Consider the following 22,303-nt stretch of genomic DNA (forward strand, 5'->3'; position numbering starts at 1 on the left):
TGAAAATATTTTCAATAACACCAGACAGGAAAAACACCACCACAGGCGGTGGCGTTTCTTTGGGGCGTCTTTATTTAATCCGGGCCATCGCGTTTCTCAGTGCCAAATCTGCCTCTTCCGTTATATCCAGGCTTTTCTGCAATACCGCCTCTGACCGGGTCAGTGCCTGACGTGCTGCCAGCGGTTTCCGGATATGCTCCATCGCCAGCATCGTGTCTTCATAGCCCTGCTGACGCCAGGCGTCGGTATGTGCCGATGTAAAACTGAGCAGACCGCCGCTGTTGCCACCATCACCTGCATATTTCAGCCTTTTCCGGGGACGGATCTCAAGGATTGTGGTGTCCGGAAAAGCCTGGCGATCCCATAAAGAACCGTCACTCAGATGCGTCACAATCACCATATTGCATCCGGCATCGACCAGAGGCGTCACAGGGGTATTTCCCTGCATATTTCGCCATCCTCCCATACCACCATCACCGAACATTGTCCCCTGAACCTCACGGGGACGGAACAGCAGGGGCAGCGCGGCTGACGCAAGCAGAGCCTCTTTCTGCTGTCCGCGGGGCAGGCTCTGGATATGCTGAAAAACGGCGTTTTTCGTGGTTCCGACACCCAGTTCAGCACGAATGCAGTCAATAATATCCTGCATGCCCCCTTCTGTGGGGTACAGCGACACATACAGCGGTAGCCCGTCTGCCAGAGCATCAGTATCAAGATAATGATCCATCAGCGCTGTCAGGGGCTCATCTGACAACAACGGCTGAGCCATCAGATTGTCAAACCCGTTGATTGTCGATATATGGCGAAGAAGCGTCGTAAGCAGTGCTCCTGCACGTCCGGGGATCTGGCAGAGGTTCATTGCCTGGAACAATTTTTTCAGCAATGAAAAGTAAACCAATCTGTTTACCGACAGCACCTGATTATTCCCCAGATGATCCCAGAGCGCCTCCAGGCGTACGGCAGCTTCTGACAGATCGGGAGAGGCCGCGATAATGGCACCATTGAATGCGCCAATGCTGGCCCCTGAAACCATGCTGATCTGTGTACCACACTCTGCCAGTGCCTTAACCACTCCCGCCTGATAAGCGCCCACCGCCCCGCCACCGGACAGCACCAGCCCCGTTTTCATTTCTGTACTCATGCAGCCCCCTTCTGAAATATTTCATCGACCATACTTTCAGAGAGGCGTTCTGCAGAGCAGAGGCGAGGCATGCGAACCGGTAAGTGTTCTGCAGCCTGCGTGGTTGACCAGATCACCGGATGCTGCTCTTCACTGCACCAGTCTCCCAGCCAGTTAATCGCGTCATGCCACTCGTTATCTGCCTGCTCCCGGCCCTGACCACCAAGCCAGTCCAGAGTGTTCAGACGCACGGTTGCACTACCGCCACTCTCCTGTGCCATCTGCGTTAATGCTTTATGTCTGAGAATATCCAGTAGCTGGTTAACCTGGCCTGTTTCGCTCTGACGTATCACATCACCAAACGCGCCCCAGCGAAGCTCTTCAAGTGCCACATAACAACGTCCGGCAGGGGAAAATGACGCATATCGCCCGGCGCTCCACCATGAGAATATCTGCTCAAGATGTAACTGCGCCCGCTGAACCTGGTCAACACGGTGGAGTTTTTCTTCAAGATGATTCAGTTTATGGTGAACCTGATCGGCCAGGGTGAGTAACTGCTCCCGCGTATCTGCGGAATAATGCGCCAGCCTGGCTGTATCACTGACCAGTGAACTGACCCTGTCGTTTACCTGGGTAATCGCGTAGTTTGTGGTGGCAAGTGACGTTGTCATCTCCGTCAGCCAGCGCAGGGACGCCTCAACGCCCTGTGCAAGCGACGCATTGATGGCATTCTGCCGTGCAGCGCCTTCGCCGGTCAGCCCCTCTTTTAAACGCCGGAAGAACGTGCGCTCTCCGGCCGTGCGGATATGCTCCTGTGCAACATCGATTCCGTTTGCGAAATCAACCACAAATTTTTCAGGAAGACAGGTGAGTACCTGACATACCCGGTTATCAGCAATTTGTTGAATAAATGGTGAAGTCACAGCATTGTCTCCAGCTCTTCCCTCAGCGCCTTACTGTCAGTAATGAGCTCAGGAACCCTTTCATTTAATGCCTGAAGTCGCCCGGTAAGTCGTTCCTGCGCCTGCTGATCGCGTTTATGATCTTCAGAGCTCTGAATCAGCGTGTTACGCAGTTGTTCAACTTTCTCCCTGAATGCGCAGAAAAAGGCATCGATTTCCTGGCGGACGGGCTGGTTAATATCCTGCTCAATGGATGCCTGCAGCTCCCCGAAATATGCCCGGGTCAGTGACATAACTTCCTCTCTGACCTTGTTGATATTGATCACGCTGCGACTCACATCCTCGTCATAGTTTTCCCAGCCCAGGTCACTGGTGCCAAACCATCGACAAACGGTTCCCCATACGCCACTCTGCCGACGGCGACGGGTGACGGTCTCCGTTCTTTCCTCCATAAGCGCACTCAGATTAATTTTTTCCGCGAGCCGGGTCTGTAACTGGCTGACTGCCGGAAAACTGATTTTTACGGTAAAGCCCTCATCCTCCAGGCGGGCATTGATGCGACCGGCAATGTTTTCTGTGGCGTACAGGGCCGTGCCACGAAAACCTGTTTCAATCCCGCTGACGATTTTCTCCAGCTCAGGCCGGAACTGTGCTTCAGCCTCACGGTGCAGGCTGGTCACGGTCGATTCGATTTGCGTCATCAGTTCAAGGGCTTCCCTGCGATCACTGAATTTTATTTCGGGGCTGTCCGGGGCAAAATCTCGTTTCCTGTAATCCTCCCGGCCCTGGTTGTTGATACCGGACCATTGAGAAATTTTCCCCCATAATCCGGACTGAGACCTTCGTTGTTCTGCGTCTTCTTCCTCCAGCATTTGCTGTTCTTTGCGTTTACCGCTTCTGAAATAGTCATTCAGCTCCTCTTCCAGTGAGGTGCAGACCCCCGTCAGTAATTCCCGGGTTTTAGTATCGATCTCCTCCATGGCCATTCTGACATCAGTGGTCATCTGCTCCTGACAGTCCGCGATTTCCCGGATATCCGCAAGCAGGCTGGTGATATGCGACTGCAGTGACTGAATGCTTTGCTGTAGCCCCTGATGGCGTAACAACAGGTATTCACTGATATTTTCTGCATTCTGCATCAGTTTTGCGGCGGCAGAGTCAACCGCCAGTGCCGCAGCTCTGGAATGTGAGCTCTGTATGACTTCCGTTATCAGTTGATCGATAAGTGAGCCTTCCCACAGGTCTGTCGCCCCTTCAGTTGCCAGTTCACTGTCTTTACAGACGTATTCTTTTTTCATGCAACCGAAGGCACCTCTGATAAAATCATCGACCCAGGCTTCATCAACAGGAAGGGTTCCGTTTTTCCGTAACTCATGAAGCGCACGGTTAGCCAGGTATGCCTGGCGTGAGGATCCGGGATAAACGCGGGAGGCGGGCAGCACATCGCTGTTCAGCATTGCCGGAACTTTCTGGCGTACGGCATCTGCCCCATCGCCATTGCGGTCTTTCTCATCAAATTTATTGACCAGTACAAACAGGCGGCCGGCTGATACGTCAGCAATGGCATTAAGCTCTTTACGGACGTCTTCATCCGCTTTTGAGTTCATCTGGGTGTAATCCATCACAGCCAGAACCGCAGAGGCTTTCTGCAGTTGATCCCGCATCATCACTTCCATCTGCGGTTGTCCGGCCTCATTAGGGCCGGGGGTATCCAGCAGTGTGAGTGTTCCCTGGCATGCATCCATCCCCACCAGATGGCTGAATTCCACGTCGATCACCGGCAGTTTCTGCACTTCTGCGTATTCATCAAAAGGAAATTCAGTCCCCATTGCCGCAGCAAGACGAACCAGATCGTTTAACGATGCCAGTCCGGTAAAGATTTCCTCCTCCCCGTGGTATTCATTTTTGAGCCAGCCATCATCCGTCAGAATATCCAGCAGTTCGCGGGTATCCCCGGTTTGCTGCAGGGTCTGTGCGACCTGCTGTCCTGCCGGGGTGGCGAGTTTTTCCTGCAGTGTGATTAATAAATTGCGGACAGGCTGAATATGTTCCAGATGGAGAACCGGCTCAGTTTTTCCGGGAACGTGGCGGATGAGCGTCGGTACAGAGGTCATGGGGCGGTTACGGTTAGGCAGAATTTCCTGCCCCACAATGGCGTTGATGGTGGTTGATTTGCCTGCTTTCATCGTGCCGACAACAGCCAGCACCATCTCCCTGCGGGCGGTTTTGATTTGTTCGCCCTCCAGCTCCTCAATTCTTTTCAGTGCTTTCTGTTTATCAAAAAGCAGTCTGTTTTCGTTCTTACTGTCAGATAACACATCTGGCTCCTCAACCATTTGCCGGAGCAGATTAATGTTCAGTTGCAAAAGTCGGTCGGCTTCATCACAAAGCAGGGCGATGTTCTTTTCGTGCATTATTTAACCTTCCTAAGACGCATTTTCATGACAACCACGGAGGAGGTCATTTACTACAAACGATCGTTTATAGCGATCGATATGATAGTAACGATCGATGTATTCTATTAACTTGAGAAACACAACGCAAGGGGACAACCCGGGTATGGCTGCGTTTGCATAGTGTTTTCATGGAGTTAAAAATCTGTAACAACAGCCTGGTACATCACCACCGGGTTCAGAAGAAAATCCAGTTCCATACCGCGCGGGCAACAGAGACCACCGAGTCACGGACGGCGCGCAGAACCGTGCGTGCAACAGAGGCAATGCAGACGCTCTCCGCCGTGTCAAATATCCGGTCCACCGCACCGGTAAACTGTTCACGGGCCTGAGACCGGACAGACTCCGTGCGCAGCTCGTCCTGCAGGCGGGTCATCAGGGGACTGGCGGCATGGTCGGGAAGTGCTGTCATGAGCGCACTGACCAGCGTATCCAGTTCCCAGCCGGTGCGGGCCGATACGGCAACAACCCGATGTACGGGCCGGAACAGACGGAATACCGCCTCCGTTTTTTCGCGAATGTTCTGTGCCTCTGGGGGAGAAGGCTGAATACCGGCCATATCCCATTCATGGCAGGGCTCCGTTTTATCGGCCTGCATCACCACAAACAGTACCCGCTGATGTCCCCGGTGCAGGATGTGTCGCCAGAAATACTCATCCACAGACAGGGCACGGTCATCGGCTTTAATCAGCCACAGTACCAGGTCCAGTTCGAGCAGAATGTCACGGTACAGGGCTTCATACTCTGCATCCCTGTCCCGGCTCTCGCCCACCCCGGGCAGGTCAGTGATAACCATGCTGTGACCATGGCCATTCAGACGGAAGCGCTGCACTTCCCGGGTGCCGGCGTGAACATCACTGACCGGGGTGACCTCCCCCTGAAACAGCGCATTACAGAGTGAGGATTTACGGGCCCGCTTTTACCCATAATGCCAGGCACGGGTTCATGACTGGTGAGTTTGCGCAGATGTTCCAGGATGTGACGGGAAAGTGAGTAAGGCAGGGAGGAGAGCGGTTTTTCAATTGCCTCAATGGCATCAGACGGATTCATACATGTATTCCCGGTGAAAAAAGACAAAACCCCGCGCACCGGAAAGGTGGCGGGGGATTCACGGAAATAATATCTGTCTGAAATTATCTGGAATCGATTTTGCTGTTCTGCCTGGTTGCCACCAAATCATGGTACGCCTGCTCAATCATTTCATTCAGCAGTTTTTTTGGGAGGACACCACGACTTCGGGCAATACTTTCAAGCTGTTTGTGGATTTTTCCGGACAGTTTCAGAGGGACGGAACCATCAGCACGTTCATCACGCCTTTTTTGTTGCTCCCGGGCACTTTTCAGCTCATCAAGAAGAATCGCTTTATGCTGAATCCTGGGGGCCTGGAAGGAGACCTGCGTAAACTTCGCTCTGTTCCGTCTGGGATTACTTTCCAGTAAAAACTGTACCTGTTGCTCATTCCAGCCCTCCCAGTTATCAAACGTGGCGCAGGCAAACCAGTATTTCTGCTCCGGGGTAAGGGGATTCAGCGGGGTTCCCACACACCGGACCTGCATGGCGTTCCATAACCAGTCACACTGTTCACTGTCCCTGCTGTCCACCCACGAAAAGGGGGAGGGGTAATCATTGTTTATGCTGGCCCATTCAGAGAATACTGAGTTGATAATCGTCCTCGTAGCCTCTGGTCCGGATTTCAGCAGGTAACTGGAGCAGAACCATATAATTTCACGGTAGATTTTATCCGGATGCACGGTGCGCATCGGCTTTTCTCTGGGACCGGCAATCTTCGGTTGCGATGGAAACCCCGTGGCAAACCGCAGATGTTCCGGGGGCATTCCTGAACGTTTTTCAGGAATGGGTGTGAGTCCTGCGTTTCTGGTCTTTTCCGCTTGTCCGGTATTGCCTCCGGCCGGAGTGTTGTCGGGAGTATCTTCCGGAGGCGAGGTGTTTTCATTAGTTGGGGGAACAACAGCAGAACTGTCCATCTCCGGAATGGGTTGAGGGGCATAATCACTGTGGTAGCCAGGGGAAAGCGTTAAGTCCCGAAGGGTGACATCAGGTTCCGGGCAGTGAGTGCCACCGGGAGTGAACGGGAGTTGTTGCTTTTGGGAGAAAAATGTATTGTGAATGCGGGTATACAGCTGGAACAGAAAAAAATAAGATGCCCGTGGTTCTTTTTTTAACCACTGTGTATATTCCTCTATGGCACCGAGCTGTTGTTTGTGCCGTTTTACAGCATCGATATACGGACAGCTGGTGCAGATATCATCCAGTTCCTTTCCCACAATACACCTCACCTGCTTTTCTCACATTTGCAGATTTTAAAAAAGCAAACAAAAACCTCCGTACATGATGTACAGAACAATCTACCAGGTAGTGGCGTCAGAAAACCTCCGGGCCGCCTGCACTTTCCGGAATGCGCCGGTTATGAAAAACCGGAAATTCAGTCTCTGTTGTAAGATGTACCCTCTGATACTACGTTTTCTCTGTGTATTTAACTCACTGTATTTATTGTCTTTTTAAGCTTGACTGATATTCTCCGGTCATAGTGTGCCGGATACACATCCCGTAAACTTCTCATTTTTATATAAAAATACCTGCACTCTCTTCAGCGCATCTGTCTCCTTTAAGTAAAAAATGTTTTTACGTATTGCTGTAAATTCATTTTAAATCAGTATATTACCTTGATATTGCTGTCTCCTGGTTTGATGCGTAATCGTTCTGCCTTTCTGGATGATTCTGGTGCTTCCGGGTGCATTCTCCTCTGCACATGCAACAGTTCGTCATCGCCACGCTCCCAAAAAGCATATAAAAACGAATCGAATTTGATATTTTTTTCAATCGTTTTTCATAGGAATTTCGTAGGGTATTCTCCGCTATAACCTCCATATTTGCTGTCTTTTTCTTCATAAATCGTATGCAATGTAGCCTGTCTGTCAAGACCTCTTCTCTGCTGTTGAGGAGACGATCTCATTTTTGGTCTTTTCCGGGAGAGAGGCTGTCAGATGAGCGAGCCGGATATACTGTCAGAGGTACACCCCGTAGCAGACCTGTGCTCCCATTTCCGCGATCCGGAACCAACAACACCCTACGGTTAATACCATTTGAAGCGTCAGGTACTGCAGGAAGTTCCCCCCTGCGCGGACATCGGTTCCTGCCGACATCTCACAATACGGCCAGACTGTCATGCAGTAACACCCGCATGCGGTCTGCGGTTTTAAGCGCACTCTCCCGTTTTCAGTGCACCGATAATGCGTCATAGTAAGTCTGGGGGAAGTTACGGAATGCCTGTTAAGTGGTGCCGTGGGTGGAGACAGCTTACTTTTCTACAGCAACTGCAGTCATTCAGGATGATCAGGAGATATTCTGTCAATGTCACGATCCTGCCATTTTCGTACCCGCTAAGATACTTCCGTTACTGATGCTGTCCGCTTTTCACCATTTCATCCTCACTGACAGGCGTTGCGTTTTGGGTCATCACCACAGCTTTACGTTTCTCTTTTAACCGGTAACGCTCTCCTTTGATATTCAGCGTGGTTGAGTGATGCAGCAGTCAATCCAGGAGCGCTGTTGTCCGGCAACCACCATATCAACTTCTTCCCGGGTGTGGCGGAGAGGTGGTATCCTGGCTGAGTTTCGAAGCGAACCGTTCTTTTTGACGGGCGCATTTTACGTCCGGGCTGAATGTAGTAACGCGGCATGGAACGTCGGCCCGTATACCATTGCCTTAATCTCCGCAAAGATAACCTCGTCATTCCGGACATTCTCTGCCAGGCATATGTCGATGTAATCCATAAACGATTTCAGCTTACCCCTTTTGTTGTCACGAACGGTGCAATAGTGATCCACACCCAACGCCTGAAATCAGATCCAGGGGGTAATCTGCTCTCCTGATTCAGGAGAGCTTATGGTCACTTTTGAGACAGTTATGGAAATTAAAATCCTGCACAAGCAGGGAATGAGTAGCCGGGCGATTGCCAGAGAACTGGGGATCTCCCGCAATACCGTTAAACGTTATTTGCAGGCAAAATCTGAGCCGCCAAAATATACGCCGCGACCTGCTGTTGCTTCACTCCTGGATGAATACCGGGATTATATTCGTCAACGCATCGCCGATGCTCATCCTTACAAAATCCCGGCAACGGTAATCGCTCGCGAGATCAGAGACCAGGGATATCGTGGCGGAATGACCATTCTCAGGGCATTCATTCGTTCTCTCTCGGTTCCTCAGGAGCAGGAGCCTGCCGTTCGGTTCGAAACTGAACCCGGACGACAGATGCAGGTTGACTGGGGCACTATGCGTAATGGTCGCTCACCGCTTCACGTGTTCGTTGCTGTTCTCGGATACAGCCGAATGCTGTACATCGAATTCACTGACAATATGCGTTATGACACGCTGGAGACCTGCCATCGTAATGCGTTCCGCTTCTTTGGTGGTGTGCCGCGCGAAGTGTTGTATGACAATATGAAAACTGTGGTTCTGCAACGTGACGCATATCAGACCGGTCAGCACCGGTTCCATCCTTCGCTGTGGCAGTTCGGCAAGGAGATGGGCTTCTCTCCCCGACTGTGTCGCCCCTTCAGGGCACAGACTAAAGGTAAGGTGGAACGGATGGTGCAGTACACCCGTAACAGTTTTTACATCCCACTAATGACTCGCCTGCGCCCGATGGGGATCACTGTCGATGTTGAAACAGCCAACCGCCACGGTCTGCGCTGGCTGCACGATGTCGCTAACCAACGAAAGCATGAAACAATCCAGGCACGTCCCTGCGATCGCTGGCTCGAAGAGCAGCAGTCCATGCTGGCACTGCCTCCGGAGAAAAAAGAGTATGACGTGCATCTTGATGAAAATCTGGTGAACTTCGACAAACACCCCCTGCATCATCCACTCTCCATCTACGACTCATTCTGCAGAGGAGTGGCGTGATGATGGAACTGCAACATCAACGACTGATGGTGCTCGCCGGGCAGTTGCAACTGGAAAGCCTTATAAGCGCAGCGCCTGCGCTGTCACAACAGGCAGTAGACCAGGAATGGAGTTATATGGACTTCCTGGAGCATCTGCTTCATGAAGAAAAACTGGCACGTCATCAACGTAAACAGGCGATGTATACCCGAATGGCAGCCTTCCCGGCGGTGAAAACGTTCGAAGAGTATGACTTCACATTCGCCACCGGAGCACCGCAGAAGCAACTCCAGTCGTTACGCTCACTCAGCTTCATAGAACGTAATGAAAATATCGTATTACTGGGGCCATCAGGTGTGGGGAAAACCCATCTGGCAATAGCGATGGGCTATGAAGCAGTCCGTGCAGGTATCAAAGTTCGCTTCACAACAGCAGCAGATCTGTTACTTCAGTTATCTACGGCACAACGTCAGGGCCGTTATAAAACGACGCTTCAGCGTGGAGTAATGGCCCCCCGCCTGCTCATCATTGATGAAATAGGCTATCTGCCGTTCAGTCAGAAAGAAGCAAAGCTGTTCTTCCAGGTCATCGCTAAACGTTACGAAAAGAGCGCAATGATCCTGACATCCAATCTGCCGTTCGGGCAGTGGGATCAAACGTTCGCCGGTGATGCAGCACTGACCTCAGCGATGCTGGACCGTATCTTACACCACTCACATGTCGTTCAAATCAAAGGAGAAAGCTATCGACTCAGACAGAAACGAAAGGCCGGGGTTATAGCAGAAGCTAATCCTGAGTAAAACGGTGGATCAATATTGGGCCGTTGGTGGAGATATAAGTGGATCACTTTTCATCCGTCGTTGACATTTGTGGCCAGTCTTTCTGGCTGGCGGTTCAGGGGATGTTTTCTGGTTATCGTGTACCACAAAGCAGGGATATTGCCCCGATAGTCACATTTCAGATTGATCGCGGTCTGAAGATGTGGCACTGAGGTAACGTGCTGGTGTCACTGGTATTGCTGAAGTTATGGTTTTTCGGGGTCAGGTGAGCCTGTTGTGTGTATGCTTTTTGTTCAGGTCAGAGGGGGACTGTGTGGACAGCGGCTTTTGTCTCCGGGCATTCACGCCTGAACGATGAATGCGATTTTCAGCAATATTTGTCTTTGTGACACTCTCTGGTTGAGAAGCTAATGCGCGCCCCTGTTTCCACAGAGAATGAGGCTTGCCATCAGCCGAAACATCAGTATTCCACGCCATACAGACGGCGCCTGACCATGTGCTGATGCAGGTAAAATGTTTCACTACAACTGTTCGGGTTGCTATGCAACGAAACAGCGATTCTCACGATCTTTAACTGCAACGTTTTTCCGCCTGAAAGCTGACTGCCTCCTGCTGAGGTGGGAGGCTATGATTCAGTGCGTTTATAGTCTCCGGGGTATGCATGTACCGGAGCATACCATTTCTGGTGGATAACAAGCCGGCACATTCAGACTGCAGTGAAGATGGAGGCACCTGGTTGTGAAGAACGTTTCTGCCCGTGGCTGCTTCGCATCATCAATGGTATTCATACCCGCTCAGAAATGACCGGGTGCTGAAGCCCTCCGTTATCGCGCAGTATAATGACGTATATGATCTGTGGACGAGTGAGCGGCGTGCCTGATGTACGCCGCTATTACTGTATTTTACCACAGGGCTGGTTTTCTGCTGCCAGCCCTGTGGTTCTCAGACATCAACTGTGAGCGGCATCAACCGATGTACGGTATGCCATAAGCACGTACTGATCCATCAGATTTGTCAGTGGTTCACTCTGACCCTGACGTGCAATGATCCATTGCTCCAGATCTTTTTCTGATTTGTGTTTCAGGTTTTTCGTCCAGTCGTCAAGGCTGTTTCCGGTCATTAAGTCAAGCCAGCAGAGCCAGACCAGTTTGAGACGTAACTCCGTGCCGCCAAACTGACGGAAGAGGCTGATCAGTTTGTTTGCCAGAGAATGTTGCTTCAGGCGCTCACATTCAGACAGCAGGATCCCTTCCAGCATCGGATGATGAACCAGCAGGTGTTCGCTGGTGCATAAATTCACCACCAGATCATCATCCAGGGACGGGGAGCTCCGTTTGTCCGGACCATAAATCAGCCGGTGCAGACTCTGGGGAACGATGGCAATCTCCGGTTTTTCGCCATTGAATGACACCCACCCGGGCGTCAGATTATGGAAATAGTAGATATTCGGATGACACACGCCCCATGATACGGCGTGCCGGGTGAAGCCGGTCAGCCATTTCTGGTAGTTTTCATGGAGCAGCTCGTAACGGGTCTGATACTGTTGTTTCATTTTCATATTCCTCACGGGGGATAACAGGCAGCAGAGCGCCGCCGGCAGGCCGGAGATTGCGTCTGCTGTGGGCGAAGGGTTAGTGGTTAAAAATTACGGACGGGACTGTGCAATACGCGCCTGCAGCCAGGCTTCCACTTCACTTTTCAGCCAGCGGGAGCTGCGCCCCATTTTGATGGGCGCAGGAAAGCCCCCATCTTTGATGAGTTTGTCAAACCACTTATCGGTTAGGCCGGTCAGTTGAGTGATAAACGCCATGTCGACCATCTGGTCATCCATCAGCGAAACTGGGGTAGCCATGAGAATGTTCCTCCGGATGTTGTTAAACCAGCCGGTGTGGTCATGAAAACAGCGCGCCACCTTCACCGGCATAACAACCGGGGAGAAACGTAAAAAATAATCGGGAATGCGGCTGTCCGGAGATAAACGGGGGGATTGCGATGGCAGAGCCGTAGCGGAATCCCGGAGGGGGGTGTTGCGAAAAGATGCTTCCGCACGCACGCGCGATAAAGAGGGGATAGTTTTCGTGAGGACAGGGAGAGAAGCAGGCGTTCTGATAATTGCAGAGTTGTTTTCGGAGGTGGTTACAGTGAGTCAGCCCGTTCCTGGCGAGCAGGAGACTGATATCACCGATGGGATAAGGTTGTCTGATTGGTATTATAAATATAAGAAGTCATCAGAGAGTAACGTAAAGGATTTGCCAGAATAACCTAAGAGAGTAAATCTCTCCGGTAACAGAGCGCTGTGAAGCATTCTGTATCAGAGTGCAGATACATGAACGCTGATGCGTAAAATCAGCAGTGACACGCCAGCTCCCCCTATGCCCATTCCTGTATAAGACATGAACTGAGTGTATTAATGCTTCTGCCCTGAGACTGAGCCGGTGAGTGAGGGGCTGAGAAATCCCTCTTGACACAGCTCTAACCAGAAATACTTCCCCGGTTGTTGCGGTGCGTCCGGATCCCCGATAACGGAACACTAAGGCTGTATTGCGGGACACCGGGTAAGTAGCAGCCCGTAAGGCGTTCTGTCAACGCCAGAAAAAATGATTTCCCACACGCGTTATAGACTCACTCCTGTGGACCTGGAAGCCCGTAACTCTGCGGTTGCCCACTGACTGACGGAACTGACCGCAAATTTTACGAGTGCGTGCTGGGCTTCAGTCTGGTCACCTGAGCGTTCGGTAACGGAGGCGCGGGCGGTAATAGGCTGATTTTCAGGTATTACCGGCTTACAGCGTGTGGTTGATATTGAGGGGCTGTGAGTTTCGCGTATTTGTCAGAAACCCAGACGAGTTTTCCTGTATGGGACGAAATAAGGCAGCGGCAATACCTGGAAAAATTTAATATGGTATGAAGGAGAACCTGTCGGTTACGCTTAATATACCCGGTACACTGTCAGCTCAGGGGATACATGAACCGTTATCTCACCAGCTACACAGTATATACACACTGACGCTGACAGTAGTCAGCAGGACCACAATAATCAGTGCCAGCAGTATGGTAACGATACGGTCTGTATTCCGGTAATAGCCGAAGGGGTCGACAGAACCACAATACGGGCAACACACTGTATTATGAGTAATCGCGTTTCCACAGTCCCTGCACTTCTTTTTGCGTATCACCATCACTCCCTCCTCACAGCCTTACCCGTAACCGGTTTTTTACATTAAAAAAACAACGCTGAAAATTCAACCGTCAGTCCGGAGACGACCGTTCGGGTTATCACAGAGTGCCTGAGACAGTGTCCTGCCGGAGGTCACTTCAGGGACTCTGCGCATTTTTTACGACGTGGCTATTCCGTATGAACCATACGGAGATTTAACCATGACCTACAAATACAACCCCTTCTGGCAGCAACGTATTCGTGAGACGGTGCGGCACGCACTGAATGTTCATCCCCGCCTGACGGCATTGCGGGTTGACCTGCGTTTCCCGGATGTACCGGCAGCAACGGACGCAGCTGTGATATCCCGCTTCATCAATGCCCTGAAAGCCCGAATCGACGCTTACCAGAAACGTAAGCATCGGGAAGGTAAACGCGTGCATCCCACAACCCTGCATTACGTCTGGGCCCGGGAGTTTGGGGAGTGCAAAGGTAAAAAACACTATCACCTGATGCTGCTGGTTAACCGGGATACCTGGTGTCGTGCCGGTGATTACCGTGCTCCGGGATCACTGGCCGGGATGATTAAACAGGCGTGGTGCAGTGCCCTGGGAGTGGATGTCGGGTGCCATGCCACGCTGGTGCATTTTCCGGCCTGGCCGGCGGTGTGGCTGGAACGCGATGATGACACTGGCTTTCAGCAGGTGCTGGAACGTGCTGACTATCTGGCGAAGGAACATACCAAAGCTCACTGCACCGGTGAGCGCAATTTTGGCTGTAGCCGGAGTTGAGCACGACTGGCGCGCCAATACCCGGCAAACCAAAAGTATGGGTTGTTGTCTGGCGGCAACGATGTATCCACTCGCCCACTGACTGTTTTTTACGTCAGTGTTCCATTGTGTGACAACCACAGTGCTGTAACAGCAACCAGCCTGCTTTACCCAAACTCCAGTCCAGATTTTAACTGAACCGCCATTCACACCCTGACCACGCTGCCCGTACCGGGACGGCTGTTGCCTGCGTGTCGTCTGGCGGCTGAGGAATATGACTATGTACGCAAAATCCTTTATCGCTCTTGATGGCAACGGACGTCTGACGGGCGCCCGTACTGCACAGGCCGCACCTTATGCTAACTACACCTGCCACTTGTGTGGCAGTGCACTCAGATACCATCCGCAATACGACACTGAACTTCCCTGGTTTGAACACACTGACGACAGGCTGACAGAGCACGGTCAACAGTGCCCTTATGTCAGGCCGGAGCGCAGAGAAATACAGTTGATTAAACGTCTGCAGCAATTCGTACCGGATGCCTTACCCGTGGTGCGTAAAGCCAGCTGGCACTGCAGACAATGTCACCACGATTATTATGGGGAGCGGTACTGCACACACTGCCAGACCGGAGGATTCAGTATTCCCCGGACAACTCAGGAGGAAATATGCGAATTCTGAACTGCTATATGGCGAATGACAGCAAAGGCCATTTTGTTACGGCGAAAGAAGCCGCGAAGCACAACCGACAGGACGTTTTGTGCTGTGTGTCCTGTGGTTGTCCGTTAACACTTAAGCGGGGAAATGACGGACAACCGCCGTGGTTTGAACATGACCAGATGACTGTTGCTGCGAAAATCCTGCTGCGATGCACCTGGCTTGACCCGGTAGAGAAAGAGGCCCGTCGTTTGCATCTGCAGGGCATGACGGTTCCGGATTATACGGTGAAGGTGAGAAAGTGGTTTTGTGTGATGTGTGACGAAGATTATGAGGGGGAAAAGTGCTGCCCGCGTTGTGGTACTGGGGTATACAGCAGGGAGGGGGGGCTGCAGGAAGGCAACTGGAAGGATAGGAACTGAGCGGTTCAGTCGCGGAAATCAGTTGCAGAGCTGTAATGATATCTCCGGGAGTGCTGCGTTGGTAGGGGCATCCCGGGATAGAGAAATTTTAGCACTTTGCCCTGAATGATTGTAGACGCCCCGAGTACTCGTACCGGTCTGAGTTATTACAGTTAGATATTCACTTTTTCTCCCGCATACTTCACATCTGTCAACGACGGATGAAAAGTGGTTCTTCCGCAACCTGGGTGGAAGAAAATGGATGAAACTTTCTGGCGAACAAGGATCTAAGCTGTTTTAAGTTATGGGCAACCCAATGCACTCTCTTAAGACACTTCTACAGTTACCTTGCGGATGGCGATGCAGTCGACAAATTATTAGCTCTGACGGTATAACCCTCCATCTCCACGGAAAACGCAAAACAGCACAATGTCCTGAATGCTTTAAGCGTAGCGACTCTGTTCATAGTTGTTGTCGGCGCCGGATACAGCATCTACCCTGATCAGGACAGACGCTATGGCTTGTATTTTCCGTCCGCCACTGGTACTGCCGTAACCCAGCTTGTTCACGTAAAATTTTTGCCGAGTCGCTTGCTCCCTTCGCCGGTTCACACCAACAGTCTTCACAGGCGTTACAAAATTTACAACGTCAACTGGGATTAATAGCTGGAGGTGAGGCTGGAAAACGGGCTGCAACGGCAGCGGGTCTCCGTTGCAGTGCTGATACTCTTCTTCGCAGGGTTATCAATACCCCGGAGACGAAACAGTCAGGCGCGCCTCATGCCGGTATTGATGAGTGGGCGTGGCATCGGGGCCACTGCTGCGGTATGTTAATAGTCAATCTTGATACTCACCGTCCCCTCGTCCTGCTTCCCGGCCGTGATCAGCGTACGCTGGCGACCTGGTTCAGAAAATATCCGGAAATACAGGTTGTCTCGCGTGATCGCAGTGGAGTCTATGCGACAGCAGCACGTGAAGGTGCACCTCAGGCCAGACAGGTGGCCGATCGATGGCACCTGCTAAAAAATATTGGTGATGAGTCTGAACGAATGATGTACAGACATATGCCTCTGATACGTCTTGTTGTCAGAGAGTTATCACTGAAGAAATCACCTGAGCCAGAAATATCTGTGCCTGTAGCATCGCTCCGTCGTCCGGAACGCCTTAAACAGCAAACCCGCAAAAAACGGCATCAGCATTGGACAGAGGTTATGGCCCTGCATAACAAGGGATGTAGTTTCAGGGAAATATCCCGTATTACAGGCCTGTCGCGAGTGACAGTCAGTCGCTGGGTGCGTTCAGGAACATTCCCTGAAATGTCAACCCGGCCTCCAAAGCGAGGGCTTCTGGACCCATGGAGGGAGTGGTTAAAAGAGCAACGAGAAAGTGGTAATTATAATGCCAGCCGGATATGGCGGGAAATGGTGGCCCAGGGGGGGGGGACAGGCAGTGAAACCATCGTCAGGGATACTGTTGCCAAATGGCGTAAAGGCTGGAACCCACCGGTTACTACTGCCGCAAGACTTCCTTCAGTGTTCCGGGTAAGCCGCTGGTTGATGCCCTGGAGAATAATCAGGGGCGAAGAAAATTATGCATCCCGATTTATTAGTCTGATGTGTGAAAAAGAACCGGAGTTGAAAATAGCACAGCAACTGGTACTCGAGTTCTACCGTATTCTGAAAACCTAAAATAAATCACAGCTAAGCAGCTGGTTCACTCGAGTCCACGAAAGCGGCTCAGCAGAACTTCGGTGCGTAGCTGCGGGGATGGAAGCTGATGCTGCGGCTATATGTGAGGCAATCAGCAGTCGCTGGAGTAATGGTGTTGTCGAAGGTCATGTAAATCGCCTGAAGGTGCTGATACGCCAGATGTATGGTCGAGCCGGATTTGAACTACTTAGGCGGAGGGTAATGAGTCCACTGGCATGAAAATCTTCACCTAGGTTGCGGAAGAGCCACTTTTGCACTGTTCGTGACAGTATGGCCTTTATGTACTCACTTTGTTACCGGTAGCTGAATCATCACTACCGTGCTGCAAATGGTGGTGAACAGCATCAATTGTGGAATGAATGTTGCCGAAGCGACCAATGCGCCTCGTTTCCACCATCAGTGGTTGCCGGACGAGCTGCGTGTTGAAAAGGGTTTAGTCCGGATACGCTCAAGCTGCTGGAAGCAAAAGGTCAGAAAGTGGCGCTGAATGAGGCGATGGGCAGCACGCAAAGCATTATGGTTGGGTCGGATGGTGAGTTGTACGGCGCATCCGACTCGCGCTTGGTGGATGATTTAACGGCGGGGTATTAATTGACATCCCCCGGCGCAATGTGCCGGGGGATAATGGTTTTATGCGGTCAATAATCGTCCGGGATTATCGATACAGAGTTTTTTGAGGATCGTTTTATCGACGCCGCGCTCCGCCAGATAGGCCAGAAAAACATCTGGAACAAATCCCCAGCCATTACCGCCATTTTTAGCCCACATTTGTTTAAGGAAGACATCGTGGCTGAGAACAAGCTGATCGGCGTATCCCAACTCAATGAGATGAGCGACGGCATCGGCAGTCTCCTGCACCCCTGGCGCTATTCCCTCTTTCGGGAAGGTAATGTCTAGGCCAATCATGTCGAATTCCAGCCAGACACCTTTATCAAGCATTTTCCGCTGATACGCCACGTCTTTTCCTGACGGATCCGAGTGTGCGAGAGAGACTTTATTTGGCGAGACGCCCATTTCACCTAACACAATGTCGAGTACTTCATCACCGCGACGAAGCCAGCCCGGCATGTGAATATTCATCGCCACATGAGGATTGTTAATCTGTGCCAGCGAGGCAGCCCGCAAGCTGTTATGCTCGGCTTCGGTAAATGTCGGTGAGACACCTATTTCACCGATCATTCCGGCACGAATATCCGTATCGCCAATCCCTTGATTCAATTCTTTATCGATCGTTGTCGCTAGTTCATCAACCGTTTTATGAATTCTCTGGCTTTCAAATTTTTCCAGGTAGGGACCGGAGGAAGCAACAATATTCAGACCTGTTTTTAATGCGACTTCTCGTAATGCCTGCGCATCTCGTCCGATAGACTCAGACCCTGTGGCATCAACAATGGTGCGACCACCGAGCGAGATAAAGTTATTAATTTCGAAGATCACATCTTCAATAGGTTTGCGGTCCATATTATCAGCGCAGCAATAAGGTGATCTTACCCAGCAATAGTGGACACGCGGCTAAGTGAGTAAACTCTCAGTCAGAGGTGACTCACATGACAAAAACAGTATCAACCAGTAAAAAACCCCGTAAACAGCATTCGCCTGAATTTCGCAGTGAAGCCCTGAAGCTTGCTGAACGCATCGGTGTTACTGCCGCAGCCCGTGAACTCAGCCTGTATGAATCACAGCTCTACAACTGGCGCAGTAAACAGCAAAATCAGCAGACGTCTTCTGAACGTGAACTGGAGATGTCTACCGAGATTGCACGTCTCAAACGCCAGCTGGCAGAACGGGATGAAGAGCTGGCTATCCTCCAAAAGGCCGCGACATACTTCGCGAAGCGCCTGAAATGAAGTATGTCTTTATTGAAAAACATCAGGCTGAGTTCAGCATCAAAGCAATGTGCCGCGTGCTCCGGGTGGCCCGCAGCGGCTGGTATACGTGGTGTCAGCGGCGGACAAGGATAAGCACGCGTCAGCAGTTCCGCCAACACTGCGACAGCGTTGTCCTCGCGGCTTTTACCCGGTCAAAACAGCGTTACGGTGCCCCACGCCTGACGGATGAACTGCGTGCTCAGGGTTACCCCTTTAACGTAAAAACCGTGGCGGCAAGCCTGCGCCGTCAGGGACTGAGGGCAAAGGCCTCCCGGAAGTTCAGCCCGGTCAGCTACCGCGCACACGGCCTGCCTGTGTCAGAAAATCTGTTGGAGCAGGATTTTTACGCCAGTGGCCCGAACCAGAAGTGGGCAGGAGACATCACGTACTTACGTACAGATGAAGGCTGGCTGTATCTGGCAGTGGTCATTGACCTGTGGTCACGTGCCGTTATTGGCTGGTCAATGTCGCCACGCATGACGGCGCAACTGGCCTGCGATGCCCTGCAGATGGCGCTATGGCGGCGTAAGAGGCCCCGGAACGTTATCGTTCACACGGACCGTGGAGGCCAGTACTGTTCAGCAGATTATCAGGCGCAACTGAAGCGGCATAATCTGCGTGGAAAGCTTCTTTCATTCGCTGAAAGTGGAATGTATCCATGGAGAACACTTTATCAGCCGGGAAATAATGCGGGCAACGGTGTTTAATTATATCGAATGTGATTACAATCGGTGGCGGCGGCACAGTTGGTGTGGCGGCCTCAGTCCGGAACAATTTGAAAACCAGAACCTCGCTTAGGCCTGTGTCCATATTACGTGGGTAGGATCACCGCACTCTTGACATAAGAGTGCGGTCCGTGGAAAACGGAGTTGAAAAAATGGTGTCTGAAAGAAGGTACCATCATTGCGATGACAAACACTTTGGCGTGGATAATGTAATTAATTGCTGAAATTGACCGTATATGCGGTAAGACTCATATCAGTATCAGGTCCGGTTAATTGCTGATACTGACATAAACTTTTTACAAAAGGATGAATGCAGAAGGTTACTCTAATGGCCAGAGTGATGACAATGATGGTCAGACGTTGACCTGCAGAAACTGCATTTTAATTGGTCTATAAAGTCTGCAAGAGGAATCAGGGCCAGATCAGTGAGTCTTATCGCGGCCCGAAGCTATGACTGAAAGAAGGCTGGATACAGAATTGCAACAATTTGGCAATGTCAGAACACAGAAGCTTTGCAAGCAGGTGAAAGGTTATGTCTAGCAAAAGGAGTATATCAGAATACATCTACTGATGTACAAAACACAACAATAGCTTCATGATATATAAATACGTGATGACGAGTGGTACTCCGCATGGTTATTTAACTTCTCAGCACCACTAATGATCCTGAGCAACTTCGTATTTGGGCCATTGCCATGGAGTAGAAAGCTGTGTCTGAGAATGCAGAATTTGAGAAAAGAATTCGCTTTCTTGGAGAGCTTCTGAAAATGGCACGCTAACAACGTTTTGTTAAAAAATGTGAATCACTTGCCGGGGCTGCATTTTCTATTCGAGGAGAATGTTGACGTAGATATTACAGAAATCTCAGCGCATCAGGATAAACTGCTACCTTAGGTCAACCACCAAAAGAAAATACAATACGTCCAGTTTGTATGCCTTTAATAACACATCTTTTAAATGTTGAAGAATTATCCCGCCTGCTGAAGAACGTTGCTCTGAGTGTGATAAACCTTTTTATTCTTGATGATGTCAGCGAGAAGATGGAATATATCCCCGACTGGGTCGTGGTTACCCGGTTAAACATCTGGTGGCGCTAATAAATCTGGCAAGTCACATTCTGTTGAATGCTGTGACAGTGCCTTACCGAGAGAGCGAAATTGTGGTGTTCTAGTGCATAGTCGCCACCATTCCGGATAATTCTATTGCGTTGTTTTACAAGTTCTTTTACAGCGCAGATCTGTCGTTGACGTTGAATCAATAGCCTGGATTTCAGAACACAATGCCCGTTTGCTGGTTGGTCCGGCAGTAGCATTAATTCATTATCTGAATGAAATGTGTCAATCCACAGAAACCGCTGTCAATGACGCATTTTGTCGGACGTTAACACGAGGAAGTCTGGCTATTCCACAATGCCATCTTCTTTCGTAATGGATTGAGAATGCTGGATTTTTAATTATATTACGCGCAGTATTGATCGTGTAAATGTTTTGCGGTCAGCAATGGTGGGGGATCCATTGTTCTGTTCAATGAATACCATCATACAATTGAATCAGGAGTCGGTATGATGATTTTGGTGACGGGGGGCGCACGGAGCGGGAAGAGTCGCCACGCAGAGGCGCTTATTGGGGACTCTTCACAGGTTCTGTATATCGCCACCTCGCAAATCCTTGATGACGAGATGGCTGCACGGATAGAACATCATCGGCAAGGCCGTCCGGCGCACTGGCGCACGGTGGAGCGTTGGCAACATCTTGATGAATTAATTCATGCAGACATTAACCCGCATGAAGCTGTGTTGCTGGAATGCGTTACCACAATGGTGACTAATCTGTTGTTTGATTATGGCGGCGATAAAGACCCTGATGAATGGGATTATCAGGCGATGGAACAGGCGATTAATGCTGAGATTCAGTCGTTGATTGCTGCCTGCCAACGTTGCCCCGCAAAGGTTGTATTAGTGACTAACGAAGTGGGAATGGGGATTGTGCCGGAGAGTCGTCTGGCACGACATTTTCGTGATATTGCCGGGCGGGTAAATCAGCAGCTGGCCGCTGCGGCAAATGAAGTATGGCTGGTGGTTTCGGGTATTGGAGTAAAAATCAAATGAGTAAATTATTTTGGGCGATGCTCTCATTTATTACGCGTCTGCCTGTACCGCGTCGCTGGTCCCAGGGACTGGATTTCGAGCATTATTCTCGCGGTATTATTACTTTTCCTTTAATTGGATTATTGCTTGGCGCGATTAGCGGGCTGGTCTTCATGGTGCTGCAGGCATGGTGTGGCGTACCACTGGCGGCACTGTTTAGCGTACTTGTGCTGGCGCTGATGACCGGGGGATTCCACCTAGACGGCCTCGCCGATACCTGTGATGGCGTATTTTCTGCACGTAGCCGCGATCGCATGTTGGAAATCATGCGTGATAGCCGTTTAGGCACCCATGGCGGTCTGGCATTGATTTTTGTTGTACTGGCAAAGATTCTGGTATTAAGCGAGTTGGCTCTGCGTGGCGAACCGATCCTTGCATCGCTGGCGGCAGCATGTGCGGTCAGCCGCGGGACTGCCGCATTATTGATGTATCGTCATCGTTATGCCCGGGAAGAAGGGCTTGGCAATGTGTTCATTGGCAAAATTGATGGGCGACAAACCTGCGTCACACTCGGCTTAGCCGCTATTTTTGCTGCCGTATTATTGCCGGGTATGCATGGTGTGGCTGCTATGGTGGTGACGATGGTGGCGATTTTCATCCTCGGTCAGCTTCTCAAACGTACGCTGGGCGGGCAAACCGGCGATACGCTGGGAGCTGCTATAGAGCTTGGTGAACTGGTCTTCCTGCTGGCACTGCTATAAAGAGAC

Annotated in this window: 15 protein-coding genes and 9 pseudogenes; 13 read left to right on the forward strand and 11 right to left on the reverse strand. The window is 50.9% G+C overall.

Translation table 11 applies throughout. The features are described 5' to 3' along the window. Positions 1 to 70: 70 nt before the first annotated feature. The 7 genes and pseudogenes from BGE37_RS04770 to BGE37_RS25055 all read right to left on the reverse strand — a co-directional run. Positions 71 to 1,141 carry a patatin-like phospholipase family protein gene (locus BGE37_RS04770; RefSeq protein ID WP_000102643.1) on the reverse strand — a complete coding sequence of 357 codons (1,071 nt, stop codon included), beginning with the start codon at positions 1,139 to 1,141 and terminating at the stop codon, positions 71 to 73. Further along, positions 1,138 to 2,043, reverse strand: a complete 906-nt coding sequence (locus tag BGE37_RS04775) for a diguanylate cyclase regulator RdcB family protein (RefSeq protein WP_000203535.1) — start codon at positions 2,041 to 2,043, stop codon at positions 1,138 to 1,140. The genes BGE37_RS04770 and BGE37_RS04775 overlap by 4 nt, the downstream gene beginning before the upstream one ends. Next, the gene (locus tag BGE37_RS04780) at positions 2,040 to 4,436 is read right to left on the reverse strand and encodes a dynamin family protein (RefSeq protein WP_021512357.1); all 2,397 of its coding nucleotides are present in this window, start codon (positions 4,434 to 4,436) and stop codon (positions 2,040 to 2,042) included. The genes BGE37_RS04775 and BGE37_RS04780 overlap by 4 nt, the downstream gene beginning before the upstream one ends. Positions 4,437 to 4,653: 217 nt before the next feature. Further along, positions 4,654 to 5,525: pseudogene (locus tag BGE37_RS04785) on the reverse strand (GTPase family protein). Between the two features lie 83 nt (positions 5,526 to 5,608). Next, a complete protein-coding gene (locus tag BGE37_RS04790; RefSeq protein ID WP_063073705.1) occupies positions 5,609 to 6,760 on the reverse strand; it encodes a hypothetical protein in 1,152 nt (383 codons plus the stop codon). Between the two features lie 1,130 nt (positions 6,761 to 7,890). Continuing rightward, positions 7,891 to 8,028 (reverse strand): annotated as a pseudogene (locus BGE37_RS25935) (AAA family ATPase); the annotation flags it as partial. A 14-nt stretch (positions 8,029 to 8,042) separates the two neighbouring features. Further along, a pseudogene (locus tag BGE37_RS25055) lies at positions 8,043 to 8,297 on the reverse strand (hypothetical protein); the annotation flags it as partial. An 85-nt stretch (positions 8,298 to 8,382) separates the two neighbouring features. Between BGE37_RS25055 and istA the strand changes: the two are divergent. The 3 genes from istA to BGE37_RS25310 are packed head-to-tail and all read left to right on the forward strand — an operon-like array spanning position 8,383 to position 10,375. Continuing rightward, complete coding sequence (gene istA / locus BGE37_RS04815) at positions 8,383 to 9,405, forward strand: IS21-like element IS100 family transposase (RefSeq protein WP_000255944.1); 1,023 nt, start codon at positions 8,383 to 8,385, stop codon at positions 9,403 to 9,405. Then, positions 9,402 to 10,184, forward strand: coding sequence for an IS21-like element IS100kyp family helper ATPase IstB (gene istB / locus BGE37_RS04820; protein ID WP_072275427.1), 783 nt, complete (start codon positions 9,402 to 9,404; stop codon positions 10,182 to 10,184). The genes istA and istB overlap by 4 nt, the downstream gene beginning before the upstream one ends. Positions 10,185 to 10,222: 38 nt before the next feature. Beyond that, complete coding sequence (locus tag BGE37_RS25310; RefSeq protein ID WP_000349537.1) at positions 10,223 to 10,375, forward strand: hypothetical protein; 153 nt, start codon at positions 10,223 to 10,225, stop codon at positions 10,373 to 10,375. A 737-nt stretch (positions 10,376 to 11,112) separates the two neighbouring features. Here the strand turns inward: BGE37_RS25310 and BGE37_RS04830 are convergent. From BGE37_RS04830 to BGE37_RS25540, 3 genes are all read right to left on the reverse strand, one after another. Further along, complete coding sequence (locus BGE37_RS04830; RefSeq protein WP_000813432.1) at positions 11,113 to 11,715, reverse strand: hypothetical protein; 603 nt, start codon at positions 11,713 to 11,715, stop codon at positions 11,113 to 11,115. A gap of 93 nt (positions 11,716 to 11,808) precedes the next feature. Further along, positions 11,809 to 12,015 (reverse strand): helix-turn-helix transcriptional regulator, encoded by a 207-nt coding sequence (locus BGE37_RS04835; protein WP_000235214.1) that lies wholly within the window; start codon positions 12,013 to 12,015, stop codon positions 11,809 to 11,811. A gap of 1,126 nt (positions 12,016 to 13,141) precedes the next feature. Beyond that, positions 13,142 to 13,342 (reverse strand): hypothetical protein, encoded by a 201-nt coding sequence (locus BGE37_RS25540; RefSeq protein ID WP_001297900.1) that lies wholly within the window; start codon positions 13,340 to 13,342, stop codon positions 13,142 to 13,144. Positions 13,343 to 13,541: 199 nt separating this feature from the next. On the opposite strand from BGE37_RS25540, the gene BGE37_RS04860 reads away from it, so the two are divergent. The 5 genes and pseudogenes from BGE37_RS04860 to BGE37_RS04880 form a co-directional block, all read left to right on the forward strand. Then, positions 13,542 to 14,111, forward strand: coding sequence for an inovirus Gp2 family protein (locus BGE37_RS04860; protein WP_000221530.1), 570 nt, complete (start codon positions 13,542 to 13,544; stop codon positions 14,109 to 14,111). Between the two features lie 259 nt (positions 14,112 to 14,370). Beyond that, a complete protein-coding gene (locus BGE37_RS04865; RefSeq protein WP_000270974.1) occupies positions 14,371 to 14,772 on the forward strand; it encodes a putative zinc ribbon protein in 402 nt (133 codons plus the stop codon). After that, positions 14,760 to 15,170, forward strand: a complete 411-nt coding sequence (locus BGE37_RS04870) for a zinc-ribbon domain-containing protein (RefSeq protein ID WP_001534064.1) — start codon at positions 14,760 to 14,762, stop codon at positions 15,168 to 15,170. Before BGE37_RS04865 ends, BGE37_RS04870 begins: the two co-directional genes overlap by 13 nt. Positions 15,171 to 15,453: 283 nt before the next feature. After that, a pseudogene (locus BGE37_RS04875) lies at positions 15,454 to 17,076 on the forward strand (ISL3 family transposase). Between the two features lie 88 nt (positions 17,077 to 17,164). After that, positions 17,165 to 17,448 (forward strand): annotated as a pseudogene (locus tag BGE37_RS04880) (gamma-glutamyltransferase); the annotation flags it as partial. 39 nt (positions 17,449 to 17,487) lie between these two features. On the opposite strand, the pseudogene BGE37_RS04885 reads toward BGE37_RS04880, so the two are convergent. Next, positions 17,488 to 18,339: pseudogene (locus tag BGE37_RS04885) on the reverse strand (phosphotriesterase-related protein); the annotation flags it as partial. A gap of 65 nt (positions 18,340 to 18,404) precedes the next feature. Here BGE37_RS04885 and BGE37_RS04890 point away from each other — a divergent pair. The 5 genes and pseudogenes from BGE37_RS04890 (at position 18,405) to cobS (ending at position 22,297) form a co-directional block, all read left to right on the forward strand. Then, positions 18,405 to 19,523: pseudogene (locus BGE37_RS04890) on the forward strand (IS3 family transposase). 996 nt (positions 19,524 to 20,519) lie between these two features. Further along, positions 20,520 to 20,708: pseudogene (locus tag BGE37_RS25545) on the forward strand (IS4 family transposase); the annotation flags it as partial. 8 nt (positions 20,709 to 20,716) lie between these two features. Next, positions 20,717 to 20,878 (forward strand): annotated as a pseudogene (locus tag BGE37_RS25550) (cobalamin biosynthesis protein); the annotation flags it as partial. A gap of 133 nt (positions 20,879 to 21,011) precedes the next feature. Next, positions 21,012 to 21,557: a bifunctional adenosylcobinamide kinase/adenosylcobinamide-phosphate guanylyltransferase gene (gene cobU / locus BGE37_RS04905; protein ID WP_000973159.1), complete on the forward strand. Its 546-nt coding sequence runs from the start codon at positions 21,012 to 21,014 to the stop codon at positions 21,555 to 21,557. Next, the gene (gene cobS / locus BGE37_RS04910) at positions 21,554 to 22,297 is read left to right on the forward strand and encodes an adenosylcobinamide-GDP ribazoletransferase (RefSeq protein ID WP_001297350.1); all 744 of its coding nucleotides are present in this window, start codon (positions 21,554 to 21,556) and stop codon (positions 22,295 to 22,297) included. The genes cobU and cobS overlap by 4 nt, the downstream gene beginning before the upstream one ends. The last annotated feature ends 6 nt before the right edge of the window (positions 22,298 to 22,303 follow it).

The sequence above is a fragment of the Escherichia sp. MOD1-EC6300 genome (assembly GCF_002965045.1).
Lineage (GTDB): Bacteria > Pseudomonadota > Gammaproteobacteria > Enterobacterales > Enterobacteriaceae > Escherichia > Escherichia coli_F.